The organism is Acidovorax sp. LjRoot118 (assembly GCF_964253575.1).
Classification (GTDB): Bacteria; Pseudomonadota; Gammaproteobacteria; order Burkholderiales; family Burkholderiaceae_C; genus Acidovorax.
This window is the reverse complement of record NZ_CAXURB020000002.1, coordinates 106,993-131,572: the sequence shown is the minus strand read 5'-3', so window position 1 is coordinate 131,572 and position 24,580 is coordinate 106,993. Positions and strand designations below refer to the sequence as shown.

General features: G+C 62.5%; 24 protein-coding genes. 10 read left to right on the top strand and 14 right to left on the bottom strand.

Features of this window, described 5'->3' with window-relative positions; translation table 11 throughout:
• Positions 1–44: 44 nt before the first annotated feature.
• The 4 genes from ACSQ9E_RS33340 to ACSQ9E_RS33325 all read right to left on the bottom strand — a co-directional run bounded on the left by ACSQ9E_RS33340 (position 45) and on the right by ACSQ9E_RS33325 (position 5,541).
• Positions 45–1,604 carry a hypothetical protein gene (locus ACSQ9E_RS33340; RefSeq protein ID WP_436220404.1) on the bottom strand — a complete coding sequence of 520 codons (1,560 nt, stop codon included), beginning with the start codon at positions 1,602–1,604 and terminating at the stop codon, positions 45–47.
• A gap of 135 nt (positions 1,605–1,739) precedes the next feature.
• Positions 1,740–3,359 (bottom strand): hypothetical protein, encoded by a 1,620-nt coding sequence (locus ACSQ9E_RS33335; RefSeq protein ID WP_436220403.1) that lies wholly within the window; start codon positions 3,357–3,359, stop codon positions 1,740–1,742.
• Between the two features lie 50 nt (positions 3,360–3,409).
• Entirely contained in the window at positions 3,410–4,048 is a 639-nt protein-coding gene (locus ACSQ9E_RS33330) for a hypothetical protein (RefSeq protein ID WP_436220402.1), read from the bottom strand.
• On the bottom strand, positions 4,045–5,541 hold the full coding sequence (locus ACSQ9E_RS33325; RefSeq protein ID WP_436220401.1) for a tyrosine-type recombinase/integrase: 1,497 nt from the start codon (positions 5,539–5,541) through the stop codon (positions 4,045–4,047). The genes ACSQ9E_RS33330 and ACSQ9E_RS33325 overlap by 4 nt, the downstream gene beginning before the upstream one ends.
• Before the next feature lie 1,244 nt (positions 5,542–6,785).
• On the opposite strand from ACSQ9E_RS33325, the gene ACSQ9E_RS33320 reads away from it, so the two are divergent.
• The 5 genes from ACSQ9E_RS33320 to ACSQ9E_RS33300 are packed head-to-tail and all read left to right on the top strand — an operon-like array spanning position 6,786 to position 10,539.
• Positions 6,786–7,931: a hypothetical protein gene (locus ACSQ9E_RS33320; RefSeq protein ID WP_436220400.1), complete on the top strand. Its 1,146-nt coding sequence runs from the start codon at positions 6,786–6,788 to the stop codon at positions 7,929–7,931.
• Positions 7,915–8,316: a hypothetical protein gene (locus ACSQ9E_RS33315; protein WP_436220399.1), complete on the top strand. Its 402-nt coding sequence runs from the start codon at positions 7,915–7,917 to the stop codon at positions 8,314–8,316. Before ACSQ9E_RS33320 ends, ACSQ9E_RS33315 begins: the two co-directional genes overlap by 17 nt.
• 30 nt (positions 8,317–8,346) lie before the next feature.
• Positions 8,347–8,706 carry a hypothetical protein gene (locus tag ACSQ9E_RS33310; protein WP_436220398.1) on the top strand — a complete coding sequence of 120 codons (360 nt, stop codon included), beginning with the start codon at positions 8,347–8,349 and terminating at the stop codon, positions 8,704–8,706.
• Between the two features lie 4 nt (positions 8,707–8,710).
• The gene (locus ACSQ9E_RS33305; RefSeq protein WP_436220397.1) at positions 8,711–9,148 is read left to right on the top strand and encodes a lytic transglycosylase domain-containing protein; all 438 of its coding nucleotides are present in this window, start codon (positions 8,711–8,713) and stop codon (positions 9,146–9,148) included.
• Positions 9,149–9,192: 44 nt separating this feature from the next.
• Complete coding sequence (locus ACSQ9E_RS33300) at positions 9,193–10,539, top strand: hypothetical protein (RefSeq protein WP_436220396.1); 1,347 nt, start codon at positions 9,193–9,195, stop codon at positions 10,537–10,539.
• 2 nt (positions 10,540–10,541) lie between these two features.
• Here the strand turns inward: ACSQ9E_RS33300 and ACSQ9E_RS33295 are convergent, their stop codons facing one another.
• Positions 10,542–10,832 carry a hypothetical protein gene (locus ACSQ9E_RS33295; RefSeq protein WP_436220395.1) on the bottom strand — a complete coding sequence of 97 codons (291 nt, stop codon included), beginning with the start codon at positions 10,830–10,832 and terminating at the stop codon, positions 10,542–10,544.
• Between the two features lie 73 nt (positions 10,833–10,905).
• Between ACSQ9E_RS33295 and ACSQ9E_RS33290 the strand changes: the two genes are divergently transcribed.
• Positions 10,906–12,231 (top strand): type IV pilus twitching motility protein PilT, encoded by a 1,326-nt coding sequence (locus ACSQ9E_RS33290; protein ID WP_436220394.1) that lies wholly within the window; start codon positions 10,906–10,908, stop codon positions 12,229–12,231.
• Positions 12,232–12,281: 50 nt separating this feature from the next.
• Positions 12,282–13,673 carry a PKD domain-containing protein gene (locus ACSQ9E_RS33285; protein ID WP_436220393.1) on the top strand — a complete coding sequence of 464 codons (1,392 nt, stop codon included), beginning with the start codon at positions 12,282–12,284 and terminating at the stop codon, positions 13,671–13,673.
• An 83-nt stretch (positions 13,674–13,756) separates the two neighbouring features.
• Here the strand turns inward: ACSQ9E_RS33285 and ACSQ9E_RS33280 are convergent, their stop codons facing one another.
• The 9 genes from ACSQ9E_RS33280 to ACSQ9E_RS33240 form a co-directional block, all read right to left on the bottom strand.
• Positions 13,757–14,572: a PRTRC system ThiF family protein gene (locus ACSQ9E_RS33280; protein ID WP_436220392.1), complete on the bottom strand. Its 816-nt coding sequence runs from the start codon at positions 14,570–14,572 to the stop codon at positions 13,757–13,759.
• A 76-nt stretch (positions 14,573–14,648) separates the two neighbouring features.
• Complete coding sequence (locus ACSQ9E_RS33275; RefSeq protein ID WP_436220391.1) at positions 14,649–15,461, bottom strand: PRTRC system protein B; 813 nt, start codon at positions 15,459–15,461, stop codon at positions 14,649–14,651.
• The gene (locus ACSQ9E_RS33270; RefSeq protein ID WP_436220390.1) at positions 15,427–16,572 is read right to left on the bottom strand and encodes a PRTRC system protein F; all 1,146 of its coding nucleotides are present in this window, start codon (positions 16,570–16,572) and stop codon (positions 15,427–15,429) included. The genes ACSQ9E_RS33275 and ACSQ9E_RS33270 overlap by 35 nt, the downstream gene beginning before the upstream one ends.
• 106 nt (positions 16,573–16,678) lie before the next feature.
• Positions 16,679–16,888 carry a PRTRC system protein C gene (locus ACSQ9E_RS33265; protein WP_436220389.1) on the bottom strand — a complete coding sequence of 70 codons (210 nt, stop codon included), beginning with the start codon at positions 16,886–16,888 and terminating at the stop codon, positions 16,679–16,681.
• A 10-nt stretch (positions 16,889–16,898) separates the two neighbouring features.
• Positions 16,899–17,351 carry a PRTRC system protein E gene (locus tag ACSQ9E_RS33260; protein ID WP_436220388.1) on the bottom strand — a complete coding sequence of 151 codons (453 nt, stop codon included), beginning with the start codon at positions 17,349–17,351 and terminating at the stop codon, positions 16,899–16,901.
• Positions 17,352–17,563: 212 nt separating this feature from the next.
• Positions 17,564–19,369 (bottom strand): PRTRC system ParB family protein, encoded by a 1,806-nt coding sequence (locus ACSQ9E_RS33255; RefSeq protein ID WP_436220387.1) that lies wholly within the window; start codon positions 19,367–19,369, stop codon positions 17,564–17,566.
• A 390-nt stretch (positions 19,370–19,759) separates the two neighbouring features.
• Positions 19,760–19,942: a hypothetical protein gene (locus tag ACSQ9E_RS33250; protein WP_436220386.1), complete on the bottom strand. Its 183-nt coding sequence runs from the start codon at positions 19,940–19,942 to the stop codon at positions 19,760–19,762.
• 210 nt (positions 19,943–20,152) lie between these two features.
• Positions 20,153–20,440: a hypothetical protein gene (locus ACSQ9E_RS33245; protein ID WP_436220385.1), complete on the bottom strand. Its 288-nt coding sequence runs from the start codon at positions 20,438–20,440 to the stop codon at positions 20,153–20,155.
• Between the two features lie 399 nt (positions 20,441–20,839).
• The gene (locus ACSQ9E_RS33240; protein ID WP_436220384.1) at positions 20,840–21,121 is read right to left on the bottom strand and encodes a hypothetical protein; all 282 of its coding nucleotides are present in this window, start codon (positions 21,119–21,121) and stop codon (positions 20,840–20,842) included.
• A gap of 432 nt (positions 21,122–21,553) precedes the next feature.
• Between ACSQ9E_RS33240 and ACSQ9E_RS33235 the strand changes: the two genes are divergently transcribed.
• The 3 genes from ACSQ9E_RS33235 (at position 21,554) to ACSQ9E_RS33225 (ending at position 24,580) form a co-directional block, all read left to right on the top strand.
• Positions 21,554–22,414 (top strand): hypothetical protein, encoded by an 861-nt coding sequence (locus ACSQ9E_RS33235; protein WP_436220383.1) that lies wholly within the window; start codon positions 21,554–21,556, stop codon positions 22,412–22,414.
• 414 nt (positions 22,415–22,828) lie between these two features.
• Positions 22,829–23,254: a hypothetical protein gene (locus ACSQ9E_RS33230; RefSeq protein WP_436220382.1), complete on the top strand. Its 426-nt coding sequence runs from the start codon at positions 22,829–22,831 to the stop codon at positions 23,252–23,254.
• A 327-nt stretch (positions 23,255–23,581) separates the two neighbouring features.
• Positions 23,582–24,580 carry a tyrosine-type recombinase/integrase gene (locus tag ACSQ9E_RS33225; protein ID WP_436220381.1) on the top strand — a complete coding sequence of 333 codons (999 nt, stop codon included), beginning with the start codon at positions 23,582–23,584 and terminating at the stop codon, positions 24,578–24,580.

Sequence of the window (24,580 nt, the reverse complement as noted above, 5' to 3'; positions counted from 1 at the left end):
CCCGGGCCGCGTTGCACGGCCCGGGGGGTGTTACGCGCGAGGCGTCAGCGGGCGCAGGTGCCGCTCGAGCAGTCGTAGATCGGCGTGGCCAACAGCTGCAGCTCGCCGCCACCGATGCTGTAGGCGCCGAACACGCGCGCCTTGAGTTCGCCCAGCTGGCCCGGCGTCACCGACAGCAGGCTGCTGCTGAAAACCGCCACGTTGATGCCGGTGGCCGGGAACGTGGCGTCCACCACCACCGCGTTGCTCGCGCTGGGCGGGCTGGTGGCCAGGTCGGCCAGGCCGCCGTTCTTGTCCAGGATGAAGAACATCGGCGAGGTCGACCAGAACGGACGCACTTCCAGGGCGAGCCAGACGGTGATCTTCTTGCCCACGTCGGCCGTGGCCGGCTTGAGCGTGGTCGACAGGCCCAGTGCGTTGTTGACGCCGGTGTTCTGGGTGGAGTTGGACGCCGTGGGTGGCGTGCCGCTGCCGGTGCCAGTGCCTGGGTTGGTACCTGGGTTCGTGCCCGGGTTGGTGCCGGGCCCGGTTCCAGGGTTGGTGCCCGTGCCCGTGCCTGGCGTGCCGCCGGTGATGGTCAGTTCCTTGGTGGCGGTCTTGCCGTTGGTGGACGTGCAGCTGACCTTGACCTTGGCTGAGTTGGGCGCGACCACGGTGGCCACCGGCAGGCCGAGCGTGGTGCCCACGGACACGTTCACCGCGGCGCCGTTGGCATCGGTGCCGGTGCAGGATTTCAGGACCAGCGTGGTGGGGAACGCGACCATGCGCACGGTCTCGCCCGGGCGGATGGAAGTTGCCGACGGCTCCAGGGTGAAGGTGTTGCCGCCGCCCGTGCCGGTGCCAGGGTCCGGGTCGGTGCCCGGGTTGGTGCCAGGATCCGTGCCTGGCGTGGTGCCGCCGCCGCTGCTGCCTTCCACGGGGTCAGGGTTGGCCGCGCTGGTCCACTTGATCTTGCCGTAGGCTTCCTTGTACTTGGGCATGTCGACGTCGACGCCGCCCTGGATGTCGTAGAGCGCGGTGCCGGAGAGCTGGCGCACGTACATCCAGCCGCCCTCGGCCAGCACGCCGCGCTGCGCGTTCACGTTGCCGCCGATGAAGCGCACGGTGCCGCCGCCGTCATGGACGACGATCACTTCGTCGCCGGCGACCAGGCGCGAGAAGGAGCTGTCGATGTGCTCGTTCTCCTGGGCGTCCTGGTACTCCCAGCCGTCGAGTTCGCCCTGGCGCTGGGGCTCGGCTCCAAAGCGCATGGCGAACGCAGCGATCGCGCGCTGGGGCGCGTAGCCGCTGAGCATCACCGACTTGGAGCCGGCCGGCACGTAGAAGCGCCATTCACGGTAGCCCAGCTGGTAGCCAGTGAACTCGGGCAGCGCGAGAGAACCGCCACCAGGGAATGCGCAGTCGGTCTTGTTGAAACCGATAGCGCATCCGGAAAGGCCATCGGGGGCGTACTGGGCCTTGAAGCCCGTGGGGTTGTCAAACAGGTAGCTTCCGCCCAGGGACGGCAGCGCAATGCGCAGCGGCGTCTGGTGCAGGGAAACAAACGACCCGGCTGACGCGACGGTGCTCGCGGCCAGAAGGGCAATTGCGATCAGGGAACGCATGGGATGGAATCCTTCGATGTAGCACTGGCGCGCGGGCCGCACAGGCTGGTGATGGGAGCCAGCGGCACGGGCTGCTGGTGGGAAGAGAACCATGGGTCTGGTGGACGGTAGACAGTAGAAATGGCGGATGGGGGCTCACGGGGTGGTGCACGCTCCGTTCTTGCATTGCAGGAGCGGCGCGGGCCATACCTGCAGGTCGCCGCCGTTGACCTGGTAGACCAGGTACACGGTGGAGTTGATGGCGGCGAGCTCGCCCTCGGTCAGGTCCGAGCGGATCAGATCCAGCTGCAGGCCGGCGGCCGTGGGCGAGGTGCTGGCCAGCGCGTTGGATGCCACGAGTCCGGTGGCAGGGTTGAAAGGAGACCAGCCCTGCCCGCTCTTGACCAGGATGACCGCGGGGCCGAAAAACGGCGCCGTGGTGATGCCGGTCCAGAAGGTGGTGGGCTTGCCGATGCCGGCGGTGGCGGGCTTGAAGGTGCCGCTGAGCGTGAAGGTGCCGTTGGCGCCGGGCGTCTTGGTGGCGCTGAAGCTGGCAACCTGCTCTTGCACCGGTGGAGTGACGGGTGGCGTCACGGGCGGCGTTACCGGGGGCGTGGTGGTGTCCGGCGCCATGAAGCCGGTGATGCTGGCCGTCTTGCCGCCCCGGCTGGTGCAGGTGACTTTCAGGAGGGTCGCGGTTTCAGGACGGTCGATCAGCGGGGCATTGCCGGTGGCGGCCAGGACGCCGCTGGCCAGGGCGATGCTGAGCGCGCCGGTGGCGTTGGTTGCTCCGCTGGTGGTGGCCGAGCAGCTGGTCAGGTTCACGGTCGCAGGCGAGATCGTCACGCGGATGGGCTTGCCGGCCACCAGGGGCGAGACGGCGTGGGCCAGCGTGAAGTCGGGATCAGGTTCCTGTACCGGCGGCGTCACGGGTGGATTCACAGGTGGGGTGACGGGCGGCGTGGTGGTGTCCGCTGGCTCCGCGCCCAGGATGGTGGTGCCGATGCAGGTGTGGGTGGCGTTCTGCAGCGGGTTTCCTGCGGCGTCGTACTTGGCCACTGCATGCCAGCCCATGTAGCAGGAGGACAGGACCTCCGCGCGAAACCGCACCTGGTGGGTGGCGGGCAGGCCGGAGGCGTTCACGTAGACCCAGCCGCCGGTGCTGGCGGTGTAGGAGCCCAGGGAGATGTCGTAGATGGAGCTGGCCAGGTCCAGCGAGCTGCTGCCGGCCGGCGCCGAGAACGCCAGTTCCGATCCACCGGCCAGGCGCTCCAGGGTGGTGGAGATGTCGAAGTAGCGCCCCACCGGAGCGGTGCCGCCCGTGGGTGCCGCGCGGCTGCGCAGCGAGATCATGCTGCCGGCGGCACCGGGGGCGAACTGCACGTCGGCATACAGCCGCTTGGTGCCGGGTGGAAGGAAGGCGCGCCACTTGCGGGACTGCACGGCCGGGGCCTGGATGCTGAGCGCCACGGTGTCGCCCGTCTGGGGCAGGTTGCCGGCGTAGGGACTGAAATGGTCCTTGAATCCCGTGGCCGCGCCGGTGCTGGTGACCAGCGGGGTGTATTCGCTGCGCGCGTCGACCTGCGCATTGGCGGCCTGGCCAGCGGTGAGAACCATGGCAGCCACGGCGACTGCGCGCAGCGGCATGTGGCGGTCCTGCTGGTTGGTGTGGCCGGTGGGTTGGGTGCCGGCGCGGGGCGCTGCGCCCTTGGAGTCGGCCAGCGTGATCGCAGCGATCTCGCGTGCGCGCTCCCGGATGGCGGTTTTGGTGTGCATGGGGTTTCCTGTGGTGCTGGGAAAGGGAAGACGGAAGGCGGGAGTCCTGCTCAGCCCTCGGCATGGACCTGGCTGGAGTGCAGGCTCACGTGCGCCGGGGGCATGGGGAACCAGGCCGCGGCCAGCGGGTCCTGCACGACGGGGCGCGCCTTGGAGGCATGCGACGTGCCGGCGGGCGAGGGAGCGGCCTTTTTGTCCTCACGGAAGCGGCGGGTGACCTCTGCCGTGTTCACGGAGAGGTTCAGGCTGGCGTCGGCGCAGGCCTGGGCCAGGGTTGCGTTGGGCTTTTGCTTGATGAAGGAGGCCCGCGCTTCCAGGCCGGAGAGGATGTGCTGCTGGCCGCGCTCGGTAATCACGAAGCCATTCTTGGAGCCACCGGCGCCGGTGACTTTCTCGACCAGGAGGTTGCGCGCGGCGCGCGTGAGTTGGCTGCTGATGCGCCGGCGCAGGACGTCGCGCAGGTCGGCATTATCCGAGCGAGAAAATGCTTTGTTGGCCTGGCACAGTTCGTTGATGGTTCTGCTTTGGCCGCCGCGCAAGGAGAAGAGGACCGTAAAGAGGTTGATTACCTCCATCCCTGGGCCGTTGTTTTCGTAGTAGGCGGTGACAGTTTCAAGCATGGTTTTCTCCAGAGGCAAATTGGTGTGAGAGCGAAAGGTGGTGTTTGAGGGAATCTGGGCGGGAATCAACGAAGGAGGAGTTCCAGCTGCGGGATGTCCGCTGGGAGCAGCCTTGCGTCGTGGATCAAACACATCCGACCGGTTTGCTGACGCACCAATGGGCTCAGCTTGGTAATGATGTCCTGCAGGGGGTCGGAAAACCCGGGGATATCTATCCCCGAACGGTCGCAAATGCGGATCGCCAGCATGAGGGGCATGTAGTGGGGACCTTTCCCTTCAGCTTCTGGCCCTATCACGTACAGGCGCAACTCAAGCTCAGCCGCAGTGGGGCTCTCCGCACGGTGCGTGGTGTTCAACTCCACCTCAGTGGCCAGGACGAACCGCGACAGCTCGCCGCCCGGGGCTTGGAGCACGTCCAGCACCTGGTGCATGCGCTTGAGCTCGTGGCGCTCAATGTTGGCGTGGGAGCCCGTGTAGGCGGTAGTCACTGAGAGGCGGCCGTGGCCCAGGTTCTCCGTCACCACCTTGCGGGCGTTTAGTTCGGTCTGCCGGTCTGGTGCCAAGCCCCCATTCACTGGGGCGTCCACGCCGGCATGCGCGGCGTAGATGGCGTTGGCGTATTCATGGCGCAGGCCGTGGGCGGTGACACCCAGCTGCTTACGCGTGATGCCAACCTTGTTCATGACCCGGTAGAAGGTCTTGATGGCCTGCTTGATCGTCCTGTCGCTGGGCCGCAGCAAGCCACTGCGCGGGTGGGCCATTTCCTTCGCAACGTCGAGTACGCGGCGCTGCTCTGGTGTTTCGATCGGGACGGCCCGGCCGCGGCCTCCCTTGGCGCCATGGGTGATGTGCAGGTACACGCCCATGTCGTTGGCCATGGGGCGCAGCGCAGCCGCCTCCTGCACACGAAGGCCAAACTCGCGGGCCAGCGCCAGGTACACGGCGCTGTAGCGGCACTGTGCTTCAACTTGTGGAAGAAGCCTTACCAGGTCTACGCCCACCTTGTTCCAGGCCTTGGGCAGGACCGCGCTGTATTGGCGCATGCCAGCTGCGGGGTTTTGCAGGGTGTCCTTGACGGACTTCACCGAGAGGTTCTTTCCAAGCCATCCGTAGAACCGCGCGATGCAGCTGAAGCGGGTGGCCAGCGAGGACGCACTCAATTCGCGGGCTTCCCACTCCTGCATGACCAGCACCAGGTGTTTCTGGCTCAACTCGGGCAGGTTCTGGATGCGGATGTTCTGGGCGGCAAGGGTCTGGATCAAGAGGGTGATTGACTGGACGTACTTGGTTTCAGTGCCCGCACTGACGGACCGTTTGCGCCCCTGGGCGGCCGGGATGCGAAAGTTCTTGAAGAAGACGGCCAGCTGTCCCCATGGATCGCCCGGCCGTTGGCTGACGGCCAGTGCGATGGCGTCTTGTGCACTGGATTCGGCAGGGCGGCGGCGAAACCGGGGCGTGGGGGGCTTGGCCCGGCGATGCGGTTCGGCCGGCAAGGTTGCGCCTGCCGCAAAGGGTTGCAGCTCAGGGTTGGCAGAAGAAGAGGCGGCAGAAGGGTTCGTCATGGCTTGATGAGGAGCAATCGGATGGGCGTGCCCATTCAGTTGCTCCCCACGGTGGGTTGCGTCTCAAAAACAAAGGGGTGAGTGAACCGGTTCTGTTAGTAAATCAACCTGCGGCCATTGGTGGTTCAAGCCATGGCGCCCCCTGAGGACAGGGTTCATCCGCGCAAGGTCGAGCGCGGAGGAAGGGTGGTGATCGGTAGGGTGATCAGCCTGGATTCCTGATGGAAACCTATGTGTCTCAATTCGCTGCCCGTTGGGTCAGCGCGCAGTTCCATGTGGACCGCCGTCAGGTCACCGGGCGCTCCTAGGAGCGGCGGGTTGGCTGGGGCCCCAAGGCACGCCCGTAGGCTGCTGGGTCACATGGGAGGGACTTGAGAACAAAAACCGGGCAGCGCGAAGGCCGCTGGCATAGACATGCCGTGTTGATTTACTGGTGCCCCGTTTGTGCGAGGGGCTCCGCATGCATTAGCTGCATCGGGCTTTGGGATGTGATCCCTGGTGGCATTGCGCCTGGTCACTGAGGACCTGTTGGGGCTCCATGGAGATGAGCCACTGGTTTTCACCGAGTGAGGAGAATGTATTCGGTTTAACCCTGAAGCGCAACAACTTCGTTGGGGAATTTTGAATCTCCTACGGGGTGGCTTTTCCTTTTCGCCCCGCCAGCCCAGTTCCAGCCTCGTTTTTGTAGACCTTCCCCTTCCGGTAGTTCGACGGAAAATGCCTTGCGAAGCCGCCGCGCTCCAGGCAAAATCGCCCTAGCTGCAACGCTATTGGAGTGGGGCCACCCTATTCCCATTTGTCCCGATGCGATTCCCGCCTCTGCGCGATTGAATAATAAGCCTACCGTGGCATTAGCTGGCAGACTATCCCATGCTAAGTGCGCTTTTATGTACTGGTTGTGGCATTGAATGGGATAGCCAGTCGCCTTATGGCGCTCGAACTAAGCGGCTTTTCGAAGCGTGGCACGTTAATCCTTAAACTGCCAGCCAACATCCCGTGTTGGCTCTCAAAGCGCGTTGCGCCGGCCTTGATCCCTAAGGAGTAGGTAGATTTCGCGGCGCCCAGTGCGGCGCGGTAGCGAACGTTTCGGCACAGCTACGACGAGAACTCGTGGTCACCATGAGCGCCTGTGGTTGCGAGGCGAGCGTAAAAGATGGCATTACCTGCCCCAACGGGGCCGAATGCCCCCCTCGCGGCGCCGTCGTGCTCCAGACAATCGGCACATCCCCCACCCGGAGTGCTCCTTGTCAACCACCGAAAAAGCCCCCCACGTAGTTCCAGCGCTGCCCAAGGTACTGAGTCACCCTGAGCCTGCGCTGCAGCCTCCTCTACTCATAGACATCGCTGCAGTGGACGTTGGCTACTTCGCCACGAAGTACACCGTAGGCCGCGATGTAGCAAAGGAGGGTTCGCCGATCTTGGCGCGGAGCATTCCGTCGTTCTGTCCACTGATCGACGGCGCCGTGAGTGCCGGTGCTGGCACCTCTGCACTCAGTGGCGTCGTGGTGGAGGTCAACGGCTCCGAATATTTCGTCGGCCCAGATTCGGCTATTCGCGGTTCAGGCCGGAATGCGCGAGTGGTGTCTGACGCCTATGCGGATAGTGAGCAGTACCTCGCACTGTTCAGAGGCGCGCTCCACTACATCTGCAGGGAGCTGCTGACTCCACTCAGCACGATCACTAAGGTCACGGTGAAACGCATGGTGGTTGGGCTCCCATTGCACACGCTCTCCACGAAGAAGGACAGCTTGCGCTCGACTCTGGAGGCTGTTCACAAAGTGCCCGCCATGCCTTGGGGCGGCCCAAGCCTGGAGGTTGAAGTGAAATCATGCACAGTGCTTGCACAGCCTCAAGGCGCTCTCGTTCACCATGGCGCGAGCATTCCCCATCTCCGAGAACAAAACACTTTGGTGCTGGATGTGGGCGGGGGAACGTTTGATTGGTTCTTAATGCACGGCAAGAAGGTTCACTACGAGAGGTGCGGCGCCTATCCGAAGGGGACCCTTGAATGCGCTTTTGCCGTGTGCGACCGCATCCACAAGTCACTGCGGGATGACGCTGAAATCGTCAAGCGCGTTGACACCGCGCTGCGCACGCGCGCGAGCACTGTTCTGATCTCCGGCAAGCAAGTTCAAATGGCCCCGTTTGAGCCAGTCGTCCTCGCGATCCTGAAGGAATGCGCAGATCGGATGCTGCAGTCCGTTCAAAATTTGGCGAGCGTGGACCTCATTTTGTTCACAGGTGGCGGTGCGCGCCGGTTGTTCGAACTGATGACGGTGATGTTCCCTGAGCGGCAGGACACGATGCAGCTGGACGGTGACCCAGTATTTTCGAACGTCTACGGGTTCCACGCCCTCGGCGAGAAGATGAACGATGCCAAGACCTCTTAGCTTGGAAGAGCGTGTCGTCGTGCGCTCACAAATCATCGTCTACCGGAACGAGTTGCCCGTCGTCTGGCAACGCCTTGTCGACGTGCCTCCCAACCGCGTTGGAAGAGTGCTGCTTTCGTTGCTTGGCGAGTACGAGGCGCTTAAGGCGGGCGCGCTGGTTCCAGGCGCAGCGCCCAATGCTGTGGGCATGGCCAGCAGACAGGAAGGCACCACCCCTCGGCTGACGACTAACCCTCAGCTGGAAGCTACACCTGCTGGAAGCCAAACCCCTGTTCAGTCCGAGCTTGAGCCGCGCTTGACGCAGGCCCATAGTGGAAACGCGTTTCTCGATTCGTTCGACTTATCCGAACTGTCGGAGTTTGCTGCTGGCCCAAAGCAGCCTTGACAGGGATGCGAAACGTGAGAACTTGAAAGCATGACTACCTTCACCACCTCCTCTCAGCCCCGGCGCGCATTTGATCGCCGGGAGTTCCGCCAAACCTACATCGACATGCGCGATCCAGCGCAGGCTGCGCCGAGCGCCGATGTGAGACCCATCTCCCACGTCCCCGTGCTGGCCGATGTGGCCTGCTATCACCTGGTGGTCCAGGCCACGGCAACGCGGCTGGCTGCCCACGGCGCTTCCCTGCCCTCTTCGGCGGACAGCCTGCTGGGTCACCTGGAACGCACTTGCCGCATCGCAGGTATCGATGCGATGCCGTTGCCTGCAGTGTTTTGGGAGCGCATCGCTACCCAGTTCAAGGTGCTGCAGGCCTTGGCGGAACTTGAGGACTGATCCAGTGCGAGCTTCCATTGCGTTGCTTGCCGCGCTGACACTCCATGGCCCCGTTGTGCGGGCCCAGGATTGCATCCCGGAAGCAGCCAAGTTCCATGGCGTGAACGAGGCGGTCCTCAGGGCCATCGCCTGGCATGAGTCGCGCATGAATCCTTCGGCAGTCGGCCGCAACTCCAACGGCACAGTGGATATCGGCAGGATGCAGACCAACAGCGTGCACCTGCAGGAGCTCGCGCAATACGGGATCACCCCCCAGCACCTGCTGGATGCCTGCGTGTCTGACTACGTTGGCGCCTGGATGTATGCACGAAAGATCAAGAAGCACGGCAACACATGGGCCGCAGTTGGGGCATATCACTCAGAAACGCCAATTCTTCGAGACGCCTACGCCCGGCGCATCCACGACATCGTGTACGGTCAAAACAGCGGTGCAAGCCGTTGACAAGTGAACGTCCTCTGAGACCCTTGTCCTATCCAACTTTGACCATGAAAGCCTTCCAAATGACCTTGAATCGCCGCTCCCTGTTCTGCCTTGGCCTGGGTGCCGCAAGCTCCGCCGCCTTGCCCGGGTGGGCGTTGGCCGCTTTGTCCGGGCAGGACGAATACGGCGCGGTTGTGGCTGTCGACAGGTTCCAGGATGTGCTGCTGGAGCAAATGGTCATGAGCGTGCCTCGGACCAACAACGCGGTCTTCAAGGACTACATCGATCGCCGTGGTGTGTACATCAACGCTCTCGCTTCGGGGCAAGCGACCACCGACCGCCTGGTCAACGACTTCGCCGTGCCTTTTGCTCGGGTGGTCAGTTCGACCTTTCGATCTGCGGCTGAGTCCGATCTCTCCCCTGCCCTCGCCACTGCCACTCCACGTAACACCTTGCGCAACGAAGGCGGCGCGATCGTGATCCCTCCCCAGACCCTCTGCACGTACAGCACGACCGGCCTGTGCATGGACCGGGCGCTGCCGGCGCCGGTGGCCGGGGATGCTCTGGTGCTCAGGCCGGCCGATGAACGCGTTCCGGCAGAACTTCAAGACCTCATGGTCGCGGTGGCCAACTCGTCGTCTCGCAACGACCCTAACCAGGCGCGCGCCCAGCGACTGGTTTGGGCGCTAATGGCTGCGGGCACCGAAGAGGGTGATGCCGTGCCGGCAAGCACCCTGCGCGAGCTTGACGCGATCGTTCCGGGCGGGTCCAAGCGCCTTCAGGAGTACCACGCGGCGAAATCTCGGGCTGCCGGGCGCGAGCGCTTTCGCTCCTCCGGTGCCGCACCGGAGCGCGCCGACGACGACGCGCGCATCGCTCAAGAACTGCAACGCCTTCGCGATGCGGGCGAGCGCATGGACAACGGGAAGGGTTACGGCTATTCGACCGTGAACAAAGGCGCTCTTGCAGCGCGTGCGACGGGCACAGGACCATTGAAGGCCTCTGTAGAGGTGCTCAACGACAGCGACCGCGAGGTGGTGTTCCGCCCAGGTTCACACACGACCAAAGCACTGGCGCGCAAACAGTCGGCCTTCCCTTCGCAGCGCATCACCGACGAGTCGCCGGACGACTACTCCGCAGGTGGCCTGCGTGCATCGGTAGGCCCGTTCAATGTGGACCGCGCCTCGATGCTCTCCAAGGGCTTGCTGTTCACTGCAGAGCAGGTGGCTGGACTGGACTCGAATCTGTCTAAGCAGTCGCCCCAAGGTCGGACCATTGCTCGCGATATCAGTGGGAGGCGCATGGGTGCAGTGAGTTCCATTGTCGCATCGCATATCTCACGTTCGCCACAGGCGCAGAACCTCTTGGTGGTTGCGCAGGCCGCGACGGGACGGCCATGGAGCCAAGCGTGAGCCTAGGCCTTTTTGGGAACCTTCACCGCCTTCATCACGGCAGTGCGGTGCGGCGCCAAGCCGAAGCGCGAAGCATTGGCAGCCAGCTCTCTCGGATCGAGCTGGTTCCAGGTCAGACCGCAGGATAGACATGCGTAGGTTTCCGGCCGCGTCATCTCTACCGGCTTGCCCATCAGGGCCCGAAAGATGTTGCGGCTGGGGAAGAAGCGATTGCTCTCAAGCCGGCCCTCTACGACCTGCAACCCAGAGCAACTGGGGCAGTAAATGGATTGGGCGTGGCGGTGTTTTGACATGGATGGGCGGTGAGGTAGCTCAATTCTGGTTGATCTGGGTTTTTGTGCAAGTAAGTACGTCTAGGAAGCAAATATGAATAGTCCGTTCTCCGCGCTCGAGGTTCCCATGGGAGCAGTGGGCGACGGCCTGCAGCAGGCCGCAACCTCCACATCAACCGCCGGCAACTTGCCGCCCGGCAACGATGCGGTCTCGCATGCCCGTGTGGCTGCTGGCCTGGACGCTGGTCATGAAAGCAGCGATGGCAGGGCGAGCCTCGACGGCATGGAAATCGGAGAGTTCCAGTACGCCGGCGATCCGGCCTCGCGCCTTGCGAGCGCCATCTACGCTTCGCTTCAGTTCGCTGGCCAGTTCACAGACCTGATGTTGGGCGAGGGCAAGAAAATCATGCTCAAGTCTGCTGGCGGCATCCAGCGCCTCGATCAAACAGGTATCCCCGGTACCGACCTGGTGGTGGAGCTGCAGGACCTGAAGAACTTCTTCTGCTACTACATGGATGCACGCGGACCCGACGTGGACGCAGACGCCTATTGGACCGAGCACGTAGCGCCCCTGTTTCGCCTAAAGAAAACTGTGGATCGCACGGCCACCTCTCCATCTGGCCAGTACCTGCGCTGCTCGCTCTTCCAAGCCGACAGAGGGCTTGTGTCGATGGTGATTCGCGTGACTACCGCCCCTCCCCGACTGGAAAGTCTCGGTCTTCCCCAGGCACTCATGAACCGCCTGCAGATGAACCCAACCGGGTTGATCGCCATCATCGGCCCAACGGCGAGCGGGAAGACGTCGACCGCGTACTCAATCCTGGACTTCCTGAACGAACATACCGCGAGCCACATCGTCACCGTAGAGGATCCGATCGAGTACCCGATGGTTTCCAAGCAGTCAATGTTCACGCAGCGGGAGGTCGGTACGGATGTGGAGTCCTTTGCTGCCGGGCTGCGCGACGCGCTGCGCCAGGCGCCCGATGCGATCTTGGTCGGTGAAGTGCGAGACCAGGACACTGCAGAGACAACCATTCTCGGGAGCGAGTCGGGTGCGCTGATGCTCGTGACAACCCATGGCCGCAGTATTTCCGGTGCCCTCCGCAAGGTACTCGCTCTGACCGGGGCTCAGCCCGCGGCTTGGAGGTCCGTGCTGGCCGGCAGCCTGCTCGCAGTAATCCACCAGTCGCTGGCTCCGCACATCGATGGCCAGGGCTACACGATGGTCTGCGACGTCCTCATGCCCGACGAGAGCGTTCGAAAAATCATCGAGGCAGGCGAGTGGGCCCAGTTGGACAAGCTCACCAGCAGCAAGACGGCAACTGAGTCGTTCGTCCCCAAGGTCGCAGCAGTCAATGAACTCGTCAGAACTCGCCGGATTGATCGCCTCGTAGGTACGGCCCTCAATTCAGGCTACTGAGATCGCTTTCCCCTCTTCACAGTTTCCAACCGCCAAACCGAAAGGCACCCATGAAGTTTTTGAACGCCAACCTGTCCCCGACCATCATCGCATCTGCCTGCGTGGCTGCAGCTCTCACCGCCTGCGGCGGCGGCAGTGGCGGCAACGCTCCGGTAAACACCCACTCGGCCTTCAAGGGCACGGGTGGAACCAGCCTCAACGCAGAGCCTGGCCAGACCTTCACCATCTCCGGGAATGCGACCAGCCCTGACACCCTGCTGACCTCCGCGAAGTGGTCCGTGACATCCACTGCGGGCGCGCCCGCGCTGACGCTCACCAACCAAGACTGCGCCGTGGCCACGAAATTCGACCAGCCGCGCCTGAACAATCTGGCCTCCTCGGACTGGACTTGCGAGGTGAGCGGTCGCGTGCCGGCCAATGTCGCTGCGAACGCCACCTACACCTTCAACTTTACGGCCACCAATTCCAATGGCAGCACCTCGGCCTCCGCATCCACAGTATCCGTGACGGGTAAAGGTGGATCGCTGACCCCGCAAGCCACAGTCACCGCTCCAGGCAACGCGGCTACGGGCGCGAGTGTGGATCTGTTCTGCGCCGGCGCTGGTGGCGAGCTCGCCGCGAACTCCCGCTACCGCTACCAGTGGGTGGTGGAAGATGCCTCTGGACTGGCGATCAGCCTGCTCAATGCTTCCACCGCAGACACCAAATTCGTTGCCCCGGCCGTGCGCGTTCCCACCACCGTGCGCGTGGCATGCCGTGTCACTGACGATTCCAACGCCACGGGCATTCAGTCGGCCAGCATCGTCATCAATCCGCCACCCAAGCCCACCGTAATTGCCGATGCTGGCGCATCGGTTGACGCCACGGCTGGATCGCTGATCACGGTCGCCGCTTCCAAGTCCAAGTTGGTGGACGTCGACGGCAAGGATGTCGCTGGCCAGCTCTTCTACCAATGGAGCCAGGTGTCCGGCCCGACTGCCACGATTGTCAATCCCGGTTCCGCAACCACTTCCATTCGCCTGCCTGCTGCCACCGGTGATGCCAAGCTGCTTTTCCGTGTCACGGTTTCGAGCCAGGCCATCGGCACTGCCGGCGCCGCCACGGGCACAGCTGATGTGGAGGTCGCGCTCAAGGAAACGGTGTCCCCTCCCCTGCAGCTGAGCATCTCGAACGCGGCTCAGTCGGTGGCCAGCGGCACCACGGTGAGCCTGGATGCCTCCGTGAACGGTGCTGCCACAGGCTCCACGGTGTTTTACTCGTGGACGCAGATCTCAGGCACGCCGGTGTTCCTGGGTGGCAATAAGACGGCCAAGGCTGGCTTCGTGGCACCCACCGTCACTGCACCGACGGTATTGGTGTTCCGCGTGAGCGCCAGCACGGCCGCGATCACCGGCAGCAACCCCGGCAGCAGCGTTGATGCTGTGGTCAACGTAACTCCATAAACACCGCGCCAATCGGCGAGCCCCAACGAAAAAACCGCCAGGCCTGTGCGAACAGGACCTGGCGGTTTTTCATTTGATGCCCTTCAGGCCGGAACGGCCGCACGGCGGCGGCGGTATTTCGGCTTGTAGCCGAAGCGCTTCCAAACGTCGATCTCGACGAGGAGCGGATGCACTTCGCAGTTCTCCGTAGAGACGAAAGCCCCGTGGCTGGCGATGGAGCCCTTGGTGAAAAGATTCCACAAAATAGTCATGCCCTGAATCGAGACCGCCTGGTTGACGAAGAGGGACTGCTTCTCGAGGGCCTGGGCCAGGGAGCAGGATGGTCCATCATCTTCTGTGTCAGCCTGAAGGTCCACCAGGTCGGGGAACAACTCGCCGGCGTGGGGTAGACGCGGCTCGGTTCGCGCAACCGAGTGCCTGCCTTCTACCTCGCCGAGTACGACTTGGCCGACCTCGGCCTTGTTGCCAAAGTCCAGCCAGTAGGCGGCCTTCGCATGGCGCCTGGTCATAGCAGTGAGTATTGCAGCCCGCGCTGCTCGACTGTCCACTGCGCCAATGACAATGTCGAAGTTGGTGAGGTCGTCAGATGCTTCCAGAAGGTAGGGGCTAGCCCTCCAAACTGCAGCGCCGTTCAGGGCCATGTTCACTCGGTTCGTCAGTACAACTGCTTTGTTGAACCCAACGTCGCAAGCGTAGAAGGTCTGTCGACCGATGTTTGCAGCAGATACTTTGTCGGGATCCGCCACAGTCACCTCCAGGCCATGAGGATGCCCCTTTGCCACAAGTGCCCTGTGAAGGCACATGAGGCTTTCCAGAGTTCGGCTGCCAGTGCCGCCTGCACCCACGAGCAACACCTTTACAGGTGAAGTCAGGAGTCTGGCGTGAATGAAGTGTTCCATTGAAGTCCTTCTCCAAAGAAAAAGCGGCGACCAAATGGCCGCCGCTGTGTTGGGATGTTGTGATGACGCTTGGGCGTTAAAACTCGCCTGTCGCGTTCTTGAGCGATCTCAGCCGCTCGCCGATTTCCGGCTCAAGCAGGTCTCCGAGCTTGAGAGGAAGAGGAACGAGGCGCTTTTTGGGAAACGCCCTCGGTGGTGCGCTGACTAGGCCTTCCCAAAATTCCGTTGGGTCTTCGCCCAGGATCAGGCGGTCCTTCTGTGTGAAGTTGGGATGGCTGAACACGCTGTTGAAGAACGCGTCCACCCACTTCTCGGGGCTTTCATCGCCGTCCGGCTTGGGAAAGTCGGCGCTGCCCCTGCAGACGCCGCCATTGCTCCAGACGTTGAAGAATGGCGCTTGAAAGAGCGCATCTTCTCGTGATGGGCGACCTGCCGACTTGACTGCATAGCAGTACAGCAGGTTGTTGTAGGTCATCCAGACCAGCGCTGGCGTTGGTGCCGTGCCGGCCTTCTTGAAGCGCTTGCGCATGTGCTCCGAGCAGTCGAAGAACATAGTCCGGCTGCAAGCCGGGGTGTGCCAAATCGTGCGGCCGCCACCGTGGGCGAGAACCGAGTGATCGAGCCATTGAATGCCTCCGATCTCTCGCGAGAGCGAAAGGCCCTTCACCAGCGACGCAAGGTCTGCTTCGGTAACAAGCCGGCCAGGTTGGATGCTCATTCTGCCTTCGTGCTCCGCTATGGGGTTCACTGTGGCATGGGCATGGGCATTGCTGCCCGAACTTGCTCTGTAGAGCAGGATTGCGGAACTCAGCTTCAGAGAGCTGGCTCCGGTCGAAGCGAATGATTGAAGCAATTCAATCCTCCCGTGGAAGAAGTGAAAGAAGGTCACAGAGCGCTGCGTAGCAAGCAAGCAGCGACTTGTAGCCCTCCACAAATTTTGGCCAGGTCTCTGGCCTGGCGAGGTCGAGTACGTAGGCAAAGAGCAGTTCGTCGGCATTGCCGCTCTCGTAAACGCCCTGCTCGTAGTGTTCGACCATCTCGCCGATCATCTCGAGGTCCTGCCAGACTACGAATGCCAGTGCACCTATCTGAATGGGCGCCTCGGCGTATATGTCCTCATCGTCTTGCTCCGGGTCCGGAATGAACTCGGCGAGACAGGCCCGCGCACGCTCGCCGCAGCGCTCAAACCGGGAGATGGCATGAAGCATCTTCACAGTCTTTTCGCTGAGGGCGGCCTTGCGAATGGCCGATTTGCCAGGCGCTCGACCAGGTCGTGAAGCAGGCTCACCGAGGTTGACTAGGTGGCCATAGCCTCCGAAGGCCTCCACGAACCTGGCCACAGTACAAAACGACTCGGCAAGGAACTCATTGACTTCTTCCTCGCTTGCCGGGCCGCCGAGAGCCTCTTCCGCAAAGTCTCGGTCGTTGCTGGCGCCGTAGAAGAGTTCGAATTCGGCGATGTAGCCAAGGTAGCAAGGCTCAAATGTTTGGAGGCCATATCTCCCGCAGTTCGCGAGAGCGCCTGTGAGGCGCCAGCCAAGGCCGGGCATCTCTTGGTTCATTCGCTCGACGTCCGCCTTGAGCTTGAAAACCGACAGCCCCCGTTCGGGCTGTCCACGTATGACCAGGCGGTTGGGACGGCCAGGGCTGGAGTCGATGTGGGCGCTGATCTGCAATGGCAGCTGGTTGTCCGGACTCACACCTTTGGTGGCGTTCAAGTTGACCAGCTGTGCGGCGAGCGCCGCGTCCAAAGTGGTGAATGTGCCTTCGGGTATCCGAAGGCCGCAGCGGTGAAGAGTGATAGACGCCTCTGCCGCGAGCTTGGCGACCACCCCTTCCAGTTCAAAGATGGGGGGGACCTCGGAGCTGATCTCTGGAATAGTCCAGAGGCCAGCTTCACAGCTCTTTAGCCCCAGAGCCCGAACAGGTGTTGCGGTACTGGAAGCGGGGGAGAAAGCGTATTCCTGCTCGACACCACCTCCTGCAAAATCGAAGAGCATTTAGCGTTGCCTTCACGTTGAGTAGGGGTTATGGAGCGCAGCATGGACTCCGGCGAGGCGTGTCCATTTGCGATGAGGTGCATTGCTTGCACCATTGATCTCGGCTTCATCCCTTCGTGCCGGCGGCGCGCTTGAATGTGTAGCGAGAAATTCCTGCGGAGGTAACTGGTCCCTCGACCACAGCAGTCGTCAATTCCGGGAACTTGCCCGCATAGAACATGCGAACTTTTTCCGCGGTCATCGAGATGCCCGGGTCGTGCAGCTTTGCGCCGTTGTACCAGAACTCGCGGGTGAGGTTCAGTTGCTGAATGGCCATCTTGTTCTCCTTACAGACTGAAGGTGAACTGGCTGTCAGCTGGAGCTGCGGTGGCCGCTGCAGTCACTGTGGGATTCGGCGGGTCACCGCCCAAAACATCCGGCTCACCGTCTTCTGCGGGTGAACCGTCGGTCGACTGCGGGAGTGGACGTTCAGCCTTAGCACCCGGCTTCTTCGTCGACGTCGCCGCCTTTGCCGCATCGTTGGCCATTGCGTTTGCGACTGCTTGCGCATCGGCCAGTTGCTGCGAGAGCGTTGTGTTGATCTGGGCGTAGCCCCCCATGATCGAGACGATCTCGGCGTCGAGCTCTTCAGCCGTGCCAGCGAATTGCTTCGGGACGTACTGAGTGCCTGCCTCGCCGGTTGGCATCACATCCAGAAGGATGCGATCGCCGTGAGCTTGGAGAATGAGCTGAACCGTGACGCCCTTGTTCAAGAGCGGCAAGAGAGAAGAGAAAAACATTCGGTGGTTCCAAAAAAAATGGGAACCACCTCACCCGAACGGGAAGCTGGTTCCCGAGGGGTTTGAGTGCGCGATTGCGCTGGGCCTGCGTAGCTGCAGGGGGCATGACAAAAGTCAGTGCGGCAATGGTATCGGCTCCCAGCGACTCACGCAACAAAAAAGGCCGGCCGCTCAATGAGCGGCCGGCCTTTCAGTTGATGGCACTTAGTGGCTTACTTCCACTTCATGCTTCGGGGAATCTTGCCCCGGTACGGATAGCCTTCGATGCCTACCGCTGCCTTGATCAGATCATCCTTTTTACCTGCGAGCAGCTTTGCGTAGCCGGCACCCAGGGCGGTCTTGATGCCGAGGTCCGCGCAGACCGCGTCAACCTCGTTCTTCGTGAGCTTCCCCAGGAACTCGGCGTCGATCACCCAGTGGTCCTCGAGCTTGACTTCAAGGCACTTGAGCACGGAGACAATGTCCTGGATCTCCAGAGAACCAGCTGCGCTGGCAGGGATGTACGCCAGAGCAGCCGACAGCTGCTCCTTTTCCAGATCGAGCACGCTGGCAAGCCTGTCTCCCAGGCGGCTGTGGGTCTTGTCGACCACCCCAAGCGCCTTCAGGGAACCTTCCAGCGTCGTGGTCGTGATCGTCGATGGCCTGTGAAGTGCCAGTGCGAGCATGACTGCGCGGTTGGTCACCAGATCGCTCTTCTCGACAACGCCCCTGAAAATCGACCGCCACACCCCTTCGCTGTACGTGCGCACCGCGTTGGATGCGACAACGTCCTTTGCTGCGGCGGCTTTGCCAGCCTGTTTCGCCTTACCGCCGTCAGCCTTTTTGACCTGGCCTTTGGAGTCCCCGGGCCCCTTGGCTTCGGCTGCCGCCGAGTCGTTGGCTTTCTCGATGGCCGCAAGCGCTTGCTTGTGGGCTGCGATCATCTGCACATTGCAGACTGCATTGGTGCACAGATCCCTGAACGTCTTCCCGAGCGAGTTTGGAACGGCCGACACGACGGCCCCGAAATCCTTGCAGGAACGGCAGTTTGCAGCCTGCTGCTCCCCTACGCCCTTTGGGCCGTCGGCAAGCAGCGGAGTCACCGTGTAGTTCTCTCCCACTCGCACGATTTGCACGACCTGGTAGTCCTCGCGCAGCGCATCGGCTCGCGCGTTGAGCTCTGCCTCGGTCTTGCTGTCGTAGCAAGTCTTGTTGGTGCAATTCCCTTCGGTGAGCGATTCCCCGAACAGAGCACTTTGGTTGACGGTGCTGAACTTGCAGCCCGAGCAGTCCGATTTGTTGAAGATGGCGGCCGTCAGCGACAGCGCCATCCGGTTAAGCTGGTCCTTAAACGCAGCAACAGTGAGCTTGTTCACTGCTCCGCTAACAAGGGGCAGGGCCTTCTCTTGAGCGTCGGCGCGAAGCACGGCCAACAGTTCGGCGTGGCCAATGTCAATCTTGCGTTCGCTGAGTGCCAGGCGCACCGCGGGGATCGCGTTCATCAGCGCCAGGCGTCGATCGAGAAAGGGCACCTTCCAGCCCAGGAATGCTGCTGTGCGGGCGCGGTCTCCGTTGTGGTCGGCCAGGATTCGTGCTGCGCCCTCGGCTTCGTCGACAGCGGTCATGTTGTCGCGGTTGATGTTCTCGGTCAACGCGGCGGCTTCGGCCTCTTCGTCACTCATCTGCCGGATCAGCACAGGGATGCGACTGATTTCGAGCGCACCGTGGACTGCGACGAAGGCGCGGTAGCGGCGTTCGCCGGCGACGATCTGGTAGACCCCGTTGCCCAGGGGGCGCACCAGGATCGGCTGAAGAATGCCTTGAGCTCGTACGCTCTCGGTCAGTTCCTCCATCGCAATTGGACAGAAGGATTTGCGGGGATTGTTTCCGCGCACGATGCTTGTGACCGGCAGCGTGATGCCCTCGCTCTCAGCGACTGCGGCTGCGACTGCGGCTGCGGCTGCGGCTGCGGTGGCAGCATTGACCACGCTGTCGACTGCGGTGGAGACCGGTGTTGGGTGTGCGAGTGTTGTTTCCATTGTTTCTTCCGAAAAATGGGAGGCACTCTCCCCACGGGAAGAGGCTCCCGTAGGGTATTGAAAGTCGCGCTGTGCGACTGGGCGCTGGAGTGCGCCAGCTCGCGATTGGACGTGGTCCAGTTGCGGCGGATTCTAGTTGGCAGCCCTGTGCGGAGCAAGCGGCTGTGTCGTCAGCGTCGATGGCGCTTGGAGAGGCTTGATGAGCCATGCCACGTGCGTTCGGTCTCCCGGGTCCCTGCCATCGAGGTAGGGTTGCCATCCCTTGCGGGTTGCGGCTTCGACGCGCCTGGCCAGCTCTGTCTCGCCTTCCTCCTGCAGGATCAAGATTCGTTCCAGGCCAAGGGCGAACTCTCGAACGGTGCGGGCCATACAGCTGATCCTGGGGTAGTTTTACAAAGGTGCCTCGGTGCGGTGCCCGAGCTCAAGGCGATCGAGTTGGTAGAAGTCGACCGTGCGCGTGCCATCGCGCCAGGCGGCTAGCAGTGCTGGGTCGGTAGCAATACCAGGTGGGGGTTCGTATGTGCCCGCGAGGCAGGCTCGCATGGCATCGAGTTTCACGTCTTCTGCAAGCATGGGTTGCTCCTGGGTGGAGGGCCCACTCCCCACGGGTAGGGGCCCGTGGGATGTTGGTGATGCAGCGGCATCTCGTTGCAGCGTGAGCTGCGGGGAAAGCTTTCGAAAAGACTTGAGGCTGGCTTGGCCAGGCTGAAGGGTTCTCAATGGGAAGTTGGCTGCCAGGGGCGCCGCCCCTGGAAGGCCATCTTTGCATTTGTGGGCAAAGGGTTATGCGGCCAAGGCCGTTGGCGTATCCGCCTGTGTTGGGTTCAGAAACTGGCGAACCTTGTTGAGGATCAACGCGCCGCGCTCGGTCTGAAGCCGTGCGGTCAGCGGTGCGCCAGGGTGGCAGTGAAGCCACATGGCATCGTTCAGTGGAACTTTGGCCTGTGCCAGGATCGCTGGCGACAGGGGGCTACTGGGATGCGCGGGCGCCGCGAAGGCGCTGCGCTGAGGGCCCTGCAGGTCCTGCGGAGCCGGAAATTGCAGGGCCGAACGGCCAGCGGGGTAGATCATGAGGACTCTCCTTTCAAAAACAGGCAAAACGCCCCGGACTGGCATTCGTGAGAAAGCCAGTGGAGGGCGTTTCGCCAGTTCCGCCAGGAAAAGTCAAAACGATCAATGCAAACACGCGCCAGGAAGCGGGACAGTCCTCACCGCCGTTTCGAAGTCGTGGTTGCAGCTGCAAACAGAACGCATGCAGCAGAAGTTGGAATCTGAATGCGTCGGAAGGACGCTGTCACAGCGTGGTGCTGCGAGATTTATAGGTCACACAAGGCGACGAAGGCTCAAAGAGCGATCAAGCCTTCAGTGTATGAAAAATGGCCTTCGAGTCAACCTTCTGCGGTGCTGGAGCGGGACCTGCGGCCGTTGCGCGGAAGGACTGCCCGGACAGAATTGCCGGCCCCGCACCGCTCACCGGCTCCCCGGCAGGATGAACCCCGTGCCATCAGCGATTTCGCGCAGACGCTGCATCCCTGCACAGCCAGCAGAGGAACTGCTCTGCCACATCGCGCGGACTTTCAGTGCGTAGGCGTTGCGCGCGTAGCCATAGGCTTCACCAGGTGCCGATGTGACGTTGGCCTCACTGAGCAGCCGGCCGCTCGCGAACTCCATGGCGCGCTGGGCCGCCCCGTCACCGGAGCAGGCCTGGTGAAGCACCACGGATGCAGCGGCGCCGGCGGTGAGCAGGTCCATCCTCGGCTCCCATTCGTGGGCGGTGGCTGCCGCAGATGAGGCAGCAAGGGCGAGGAACAATGGAATGCGGAGCATGGTGGGATGGAGGTTCGTTTCGGTAGGGGTAGATTAGCCAGATGAATGCCTCAGGGAGGCCCGCAAACGGCCCGGCAGGGGCCGTATCGGGGCTGTCCGTATGGCGGCACTGCGGCGAGCAGGTCGAAGACAGTTGTGCAGCGGGCAAGATGAGCCGGGAGATACATATCAACCCCAGTGGAGTTCCGGCCTGCTGACGCATTCGAACTGGCCAGTCTCGGTGAGTCGACTTCCGCCGCGCAGCCGGCACACTGGCGCTCGATGCTGCACCCAATGCGATTTCGCGCATGCAGCGGCGGGCATACTGCACTAGCAATTCCAAGAGTCGCTGCCATCCATTGCCTGAGAACTGAGCGAATGCACATTCCCGATTTTGATTTGCGAGCGTGCCCTGCGGCAAAGGTCCTTGGCCGCCGCCTCGTTCGCGCACCGATTGATGCAAACACCACGCTATACGGCTGGGTGGAGTTCGCCCAATGGAGCGCCCCACCGGACCGCCTCGGGTATGGGCACTGGTACGAAGTGCGGTTTACGCCCCTGGGCGAGAGTTTCAATGGCACTTGGATTCCGGTGCCGACGACCTCCGCTCTCGACCGCGACCGCGACCTCAATCGCCTTCATTTCAGCGTACTCGAACGCAGTGCGGCCCACCCTGATGGCTTGGGCCGTGTGGCCAGGCTCGGCCCCATCGGCCACATTCGGACGGACCCGACGTCGAAAGGACTTGGGACCTATCTGCGAGACGAGCTCATTGACTGGGTCGCGAGTCTTCATCCCGACGCGACCGTCGAGGGTGGCAAGCTGTCACATGTCGATGCCGGCGACGAGAACTCCGAACGTCGCAGGCGTTTCTACGAGGGCGGTAAATTTGAAGTCCGGGTGAACGAAGACGGCTCGGGTACGTTCTGGGCAAAACGCCTTGACGGGCTCCAGCGGCACACCCCCAACCGCAAAGTAGTCGAGGTCGGCGACGAGGATGTCCAGAGGCTGCTGGAATGCATGGCCGCACTTGAGGACGCCAAGCGTGCTTTGGCGGAGCTTGAGGAAGAGCGCAGTCAGCTGCAACATGAGAGAGAAGGGGCCAGGGCGCGCCTTTTTTGGACGAGGGTGGGAGCACGCGCTGGTCGTGGCGCTCGTGGTCATGACAGCACAAGGCAAACTCAGTTGGCATCTGTTTTGACAGTCCCATCACGGCGTGCGGCCAAAAATGCCGAGTGATCAGGGGCTGAGCGAATCGGCGGCCGCGAGAAGCCCTGCCTGTGATCCTGTTCCGGGCGCGACGTGGACAAGCCGACCGGCCCTGAGGTGCCACATCGACTTGTTCGCCGTCAGGCTGCTGACCGTTACTCGCGGTGCTGAACGACGGACGCGCGGTGGCCACTGTCGACGTGCAGCACAGTCGCGATGTGCGGGCAGGGATGCCCGTGGACAACTTGCGGCGCCACACCTGCTTGGAGGTCGGGCTCAAAGGCCGTAGACTGGCTTGGCTTTTCGCAGCAGGCCAGTCCTGCCCCCGGCGCCAGCGCCGTCATCCGCCTTCCATCGAAGGCACGTCCACCGCAACGCGGTACCACCCAGCAGGGCTCAACCTGCTGGGGGAGAGCTCTGCCCTATTTTCCCCAAGGAAATGACATGGCAACTCTCAAGAATCCCGATTCCTCCACAACTGATCGCCCCGATCAGATCGTCCTGCGCGCTTGCGCGTTCGCACTCGTCTTCCTCGTAGGCCTGTTGGCCGGCGAGGCCCGCGCCCAAGACCTGGCGCGCGGTTCTGCAAGCCCTGTAGTGCAGGGTGTCGTAGTGGCCACCCGCCTGGTGGTCTCCAAGGAAAGCTTCGACGACGTCGGCCGCCCTGCCCGGGGCGCTGAGCGTGAGCTGCAGGAGATCTCTGTGCGCGCCTCCAATGGGCAGGTGGCCGTGGTCTTCCAGGAGCCACCGTACACCCAGCTCAAGCCTGGTACTTTCGTGCTGGTAATCCGTGCCGGCAAGCGTGTATTCGTCCATGCCGACCAGCAGGCGCCCGACGTCGACGTCTTCGCCCTGGGCAGCGGCGCTTGAACCATCCCTCCCCTCTTTGCCCCCGGTGCTTCGGCCCGGGGGCATTTTCTTGAGCGAGAACTCGGGGAGCTAACTTACATAGGTGTTTTTGATTCACGCCCGCCCTCTTCTAAGAGGTTTGCCCGTTCTTGGCCGACCTGTCCCCCCCTCGAACCCCCTCCGACCCCCTCTAACCCTGCGGCCCGCTCGCCCACCCGTCGCCTGCGCCATAACCGCGGCCCAAGTTCGCCAGGAGGGAGAGGGGGACGGCGGGGGTGTTTCGACGTAAAATACACCTATGTAAGTTGGTTATTTGCCTTGGAACGCGCTGCGCTAGGAGTGGAGAAAATGGAAGCTGTGCCTAACGGTTTGGAAGTGTTCGATTTATGGCTTGCGGCTGAGGCCACCAAAGCAGATGACCCATTGAAGGTCGAATCTGCTGCGCCCTACAGAGCAATCTGGACGGCCTGGCTCAAGAAGCTGCCCCGGGCCAAATCGGTTTCCGAGGAGGCCGCGTGCCGGTCATCAGCGTGGACAAGCGCGACGGCCGCGGACGTGGCCAGATTCGTGGGGCCTGAAAAAGGTCAGCGCTCCAGCCACAACACAGAGCGCCAACGCAGCATGGTGACGCGCCGGCGCTACTTCACCTTGCTCGATCGGATCTACAGCTTCGCGAAAAACTGGGTGCCTAGCAACCCAGTCGCTGCAGTTGAGAAGAGCGAAACGCCCATCGAGGTCGAGCAGCTGGGCCACGTACTTGCTACCGAACTATGGGAACTCCTGCCTGCCTACTTCCCTGCCGGCGACGAGCTGGTCGACGTGCGCGACCGCGCGGCGCTCGCGTTGATTTATGAGCTTGCCCTGGCACCGGAGGAGGTGCGCAATCTGCGCACTGCTGATCTGGCATACCACGGGAGCAGCGCTTCTGGTGTGTCAACTCCCAGCGCCGTGAGTATCGTCGGCAAGCGCGCCAACCAGTCCCGGACCTTGCAACTTGAGCTCGGAGCGCGATCCGCGCTGCAGGCCTGGCTCGCCTGCAGGGGCACGCACTGCGCACAGACAAACACCGAGGTGGAGTGGTTGTTTTTCTCGATCCGCGGCCGCCAGCTCAGTGTGCCGGCGCTTTTCACCTTGGTAAGCGCCGTGGTACTTCGGGCTAGCCAGGACCCAGCGATCAAAGACCGGAATCTTAAACCGATGAGGGTTGGGCCCCAGGTACTGCGCAATACAGCAATAGTGGAAATGTACCGGGGTGGAATGAGGAGGGCAGACCTGGTTCCCTACCTCGGGCTCAAGAACGAAAAAGGCCTGGACCGACTGCGTCTACGCAAGTCAACCAGGCCTTGA

What these genes read in the sequence shown, in the direction of transcription:
- ACSQ9E_RS33315 (WP_436220399.1), top strand. Translation starts at nt 7,915, where the DNA reads ATGCCAAGACCTCTTAGCTTGGAAGAGCGTGTCGTCGTGCGCTCACAA.
- ACSQ9E_RS33260 (WP_436220388.1), bottom strand. Translation starts at nt 17,351, where the DNA reads ATGTTTTTCTCTTCTCTCTTGCCGCTCTTGAACAAGGGCGTCACGGTT.
- ACSQ9E_RS33265 (WP_436220389.1), bottom strand. Translation starts at nt 16,888, where the DNA reads ATGGCCATTCAGCAACTGAACCTCACCCGCGAGTTCTGGTACAACGGC.
- ACSQ9E_RS33240 (WP_436220384.1), bottom strand. Translation starts at nt 21,121, where the DNA reads ATGGACCTGCTCACCGCCGGCGCCGCTGCATCCGTGGTGCTTCACCAG.
- ACSQ9E_RS33235 (WP_436220383.1), top strand. Translation starts at nt 21,554, where the DNA reads ATGCACATTCCCGATTTTGATTTGCGAGCGTGCCCTGCGGCAAAGGTC.
- ACSQ9E_RS33280 (WP_436220392.1), bottom strand. Translation starts at nt 14,572, where the DNA reads ATGGAACACTTCATTCACGCCAGACTCCTGACTTCACCTGTAAAGGTG.
- ACSQ9E_RS33225 (WP_436220381.1), top strand. Translation starts at nt 23,582, where the DNA reads ATGGAAGCTGTGCCTAACGGTTTGGAAGTGTTCGATTTATGGCTTGCG.
- ACSQ9E_RS33250 (WP_436220386.1), bottom strand. Translation starts at nt 19,942, where the DNA reads ATGCTTGCAGAAGACGTGAAACTCGATGCCATGCGAGCCTGCCTCGCG.
- ACSQ9E_RS33325 (WP_436220401.1), bottom strand. Translation starts at nt 5,541, where the DNA reads ATGACGAACCCTTCTGCCGCCTCTTCTTCTGCCAACCCTGAGCTGCAA.
- ACSQ9E_RS33245 (WP_436220385.1), bottom strand. Translation starts at nt 20,440, where the DNA reads ATGATCTACCCCGCTGGCCGTTCGGCCCTGCAATTTCCGGCTCCGCAG.
- ACSQ9E_RS33300 (WP_436220396.1), top strand. Translation starts at nt 9,193, where the DNA reads ATGAAAGCCTTCCAAATGACCTTGAATCGCCGCTCCCTGTTCTGCCTT.
- ACSQ9E_RS33295 (WP_436220395.1), bottom strand. Translation starts at nt 10,832, where the DNA reads ATGTCAAAACACCGCCACGCCCAATCCATTTACTGCCCCAGTTGCTCT.
- ACSQ9E_RS33310 (WP_436220398.1), top strand. Translation starts at nt 8,347, where the DNA reads ATGACTACCTTCACCACCTCCTCTCAGCCCCGGCGCGCATTTGATCGC.
- ACSQ9E_RS33335 (WP_436220403.1), bottom strand. Translation starts at nt 3,359, where the DNA reads ATGCACACCAAAACCGCCATCCGGGAGCGCGCACGCGAGATCGCTGCG.
- ACSQ9E_RS33290 (WP_436220394.1), top strand. Translation starts at nt 10,906, where the DNA reads ATGAATAGTCCGTTCTCCGCGCTCGAGGTTCCCATGGGAGCAGTGGGC.
- ACSQ9E_RS33255 (WP_436220387.1), bottom strand. Translation starts at nt 19,369, where the DNA reads ATGGAAACAACACTCGCACACCCAACACCGGTCTCCACCGCAGTCGAC.
- ACSQ9E_RS33285 (WP_436220393.1), top strand. Translation starts at nt 12,282, where the DNA reads ATGAAGTTTTTGAACGCCAACCTGTCCCCGACCATCATCGCATCTGCC.
- ACSQ9E_RS33340 (WP_436220404.1), bottom strand. Translation starts at nt 1,604, where the DNA reads ATGCGTTCCCTGATCGCAATTGCCCTTCTGGCCGCGAGCACCGTCGCG.
- ACSQ9E_RS33270 (WP_436220390.1), bottom strand. Translation starts at nt 16,572, where the DNA reads ATGCTCTTCGATTTTGCAGGAGGTGGTGTCGAGCAGGAATACGCTTTC.
- ACSQ9E_RS33230 (WP_436220382.1), top strand. Translation starts at nt 22,829, where the DNA reads ATGGCAACTCTCAAGAATCCCGATTCCTCCACAACTGATCGCCCCGAT.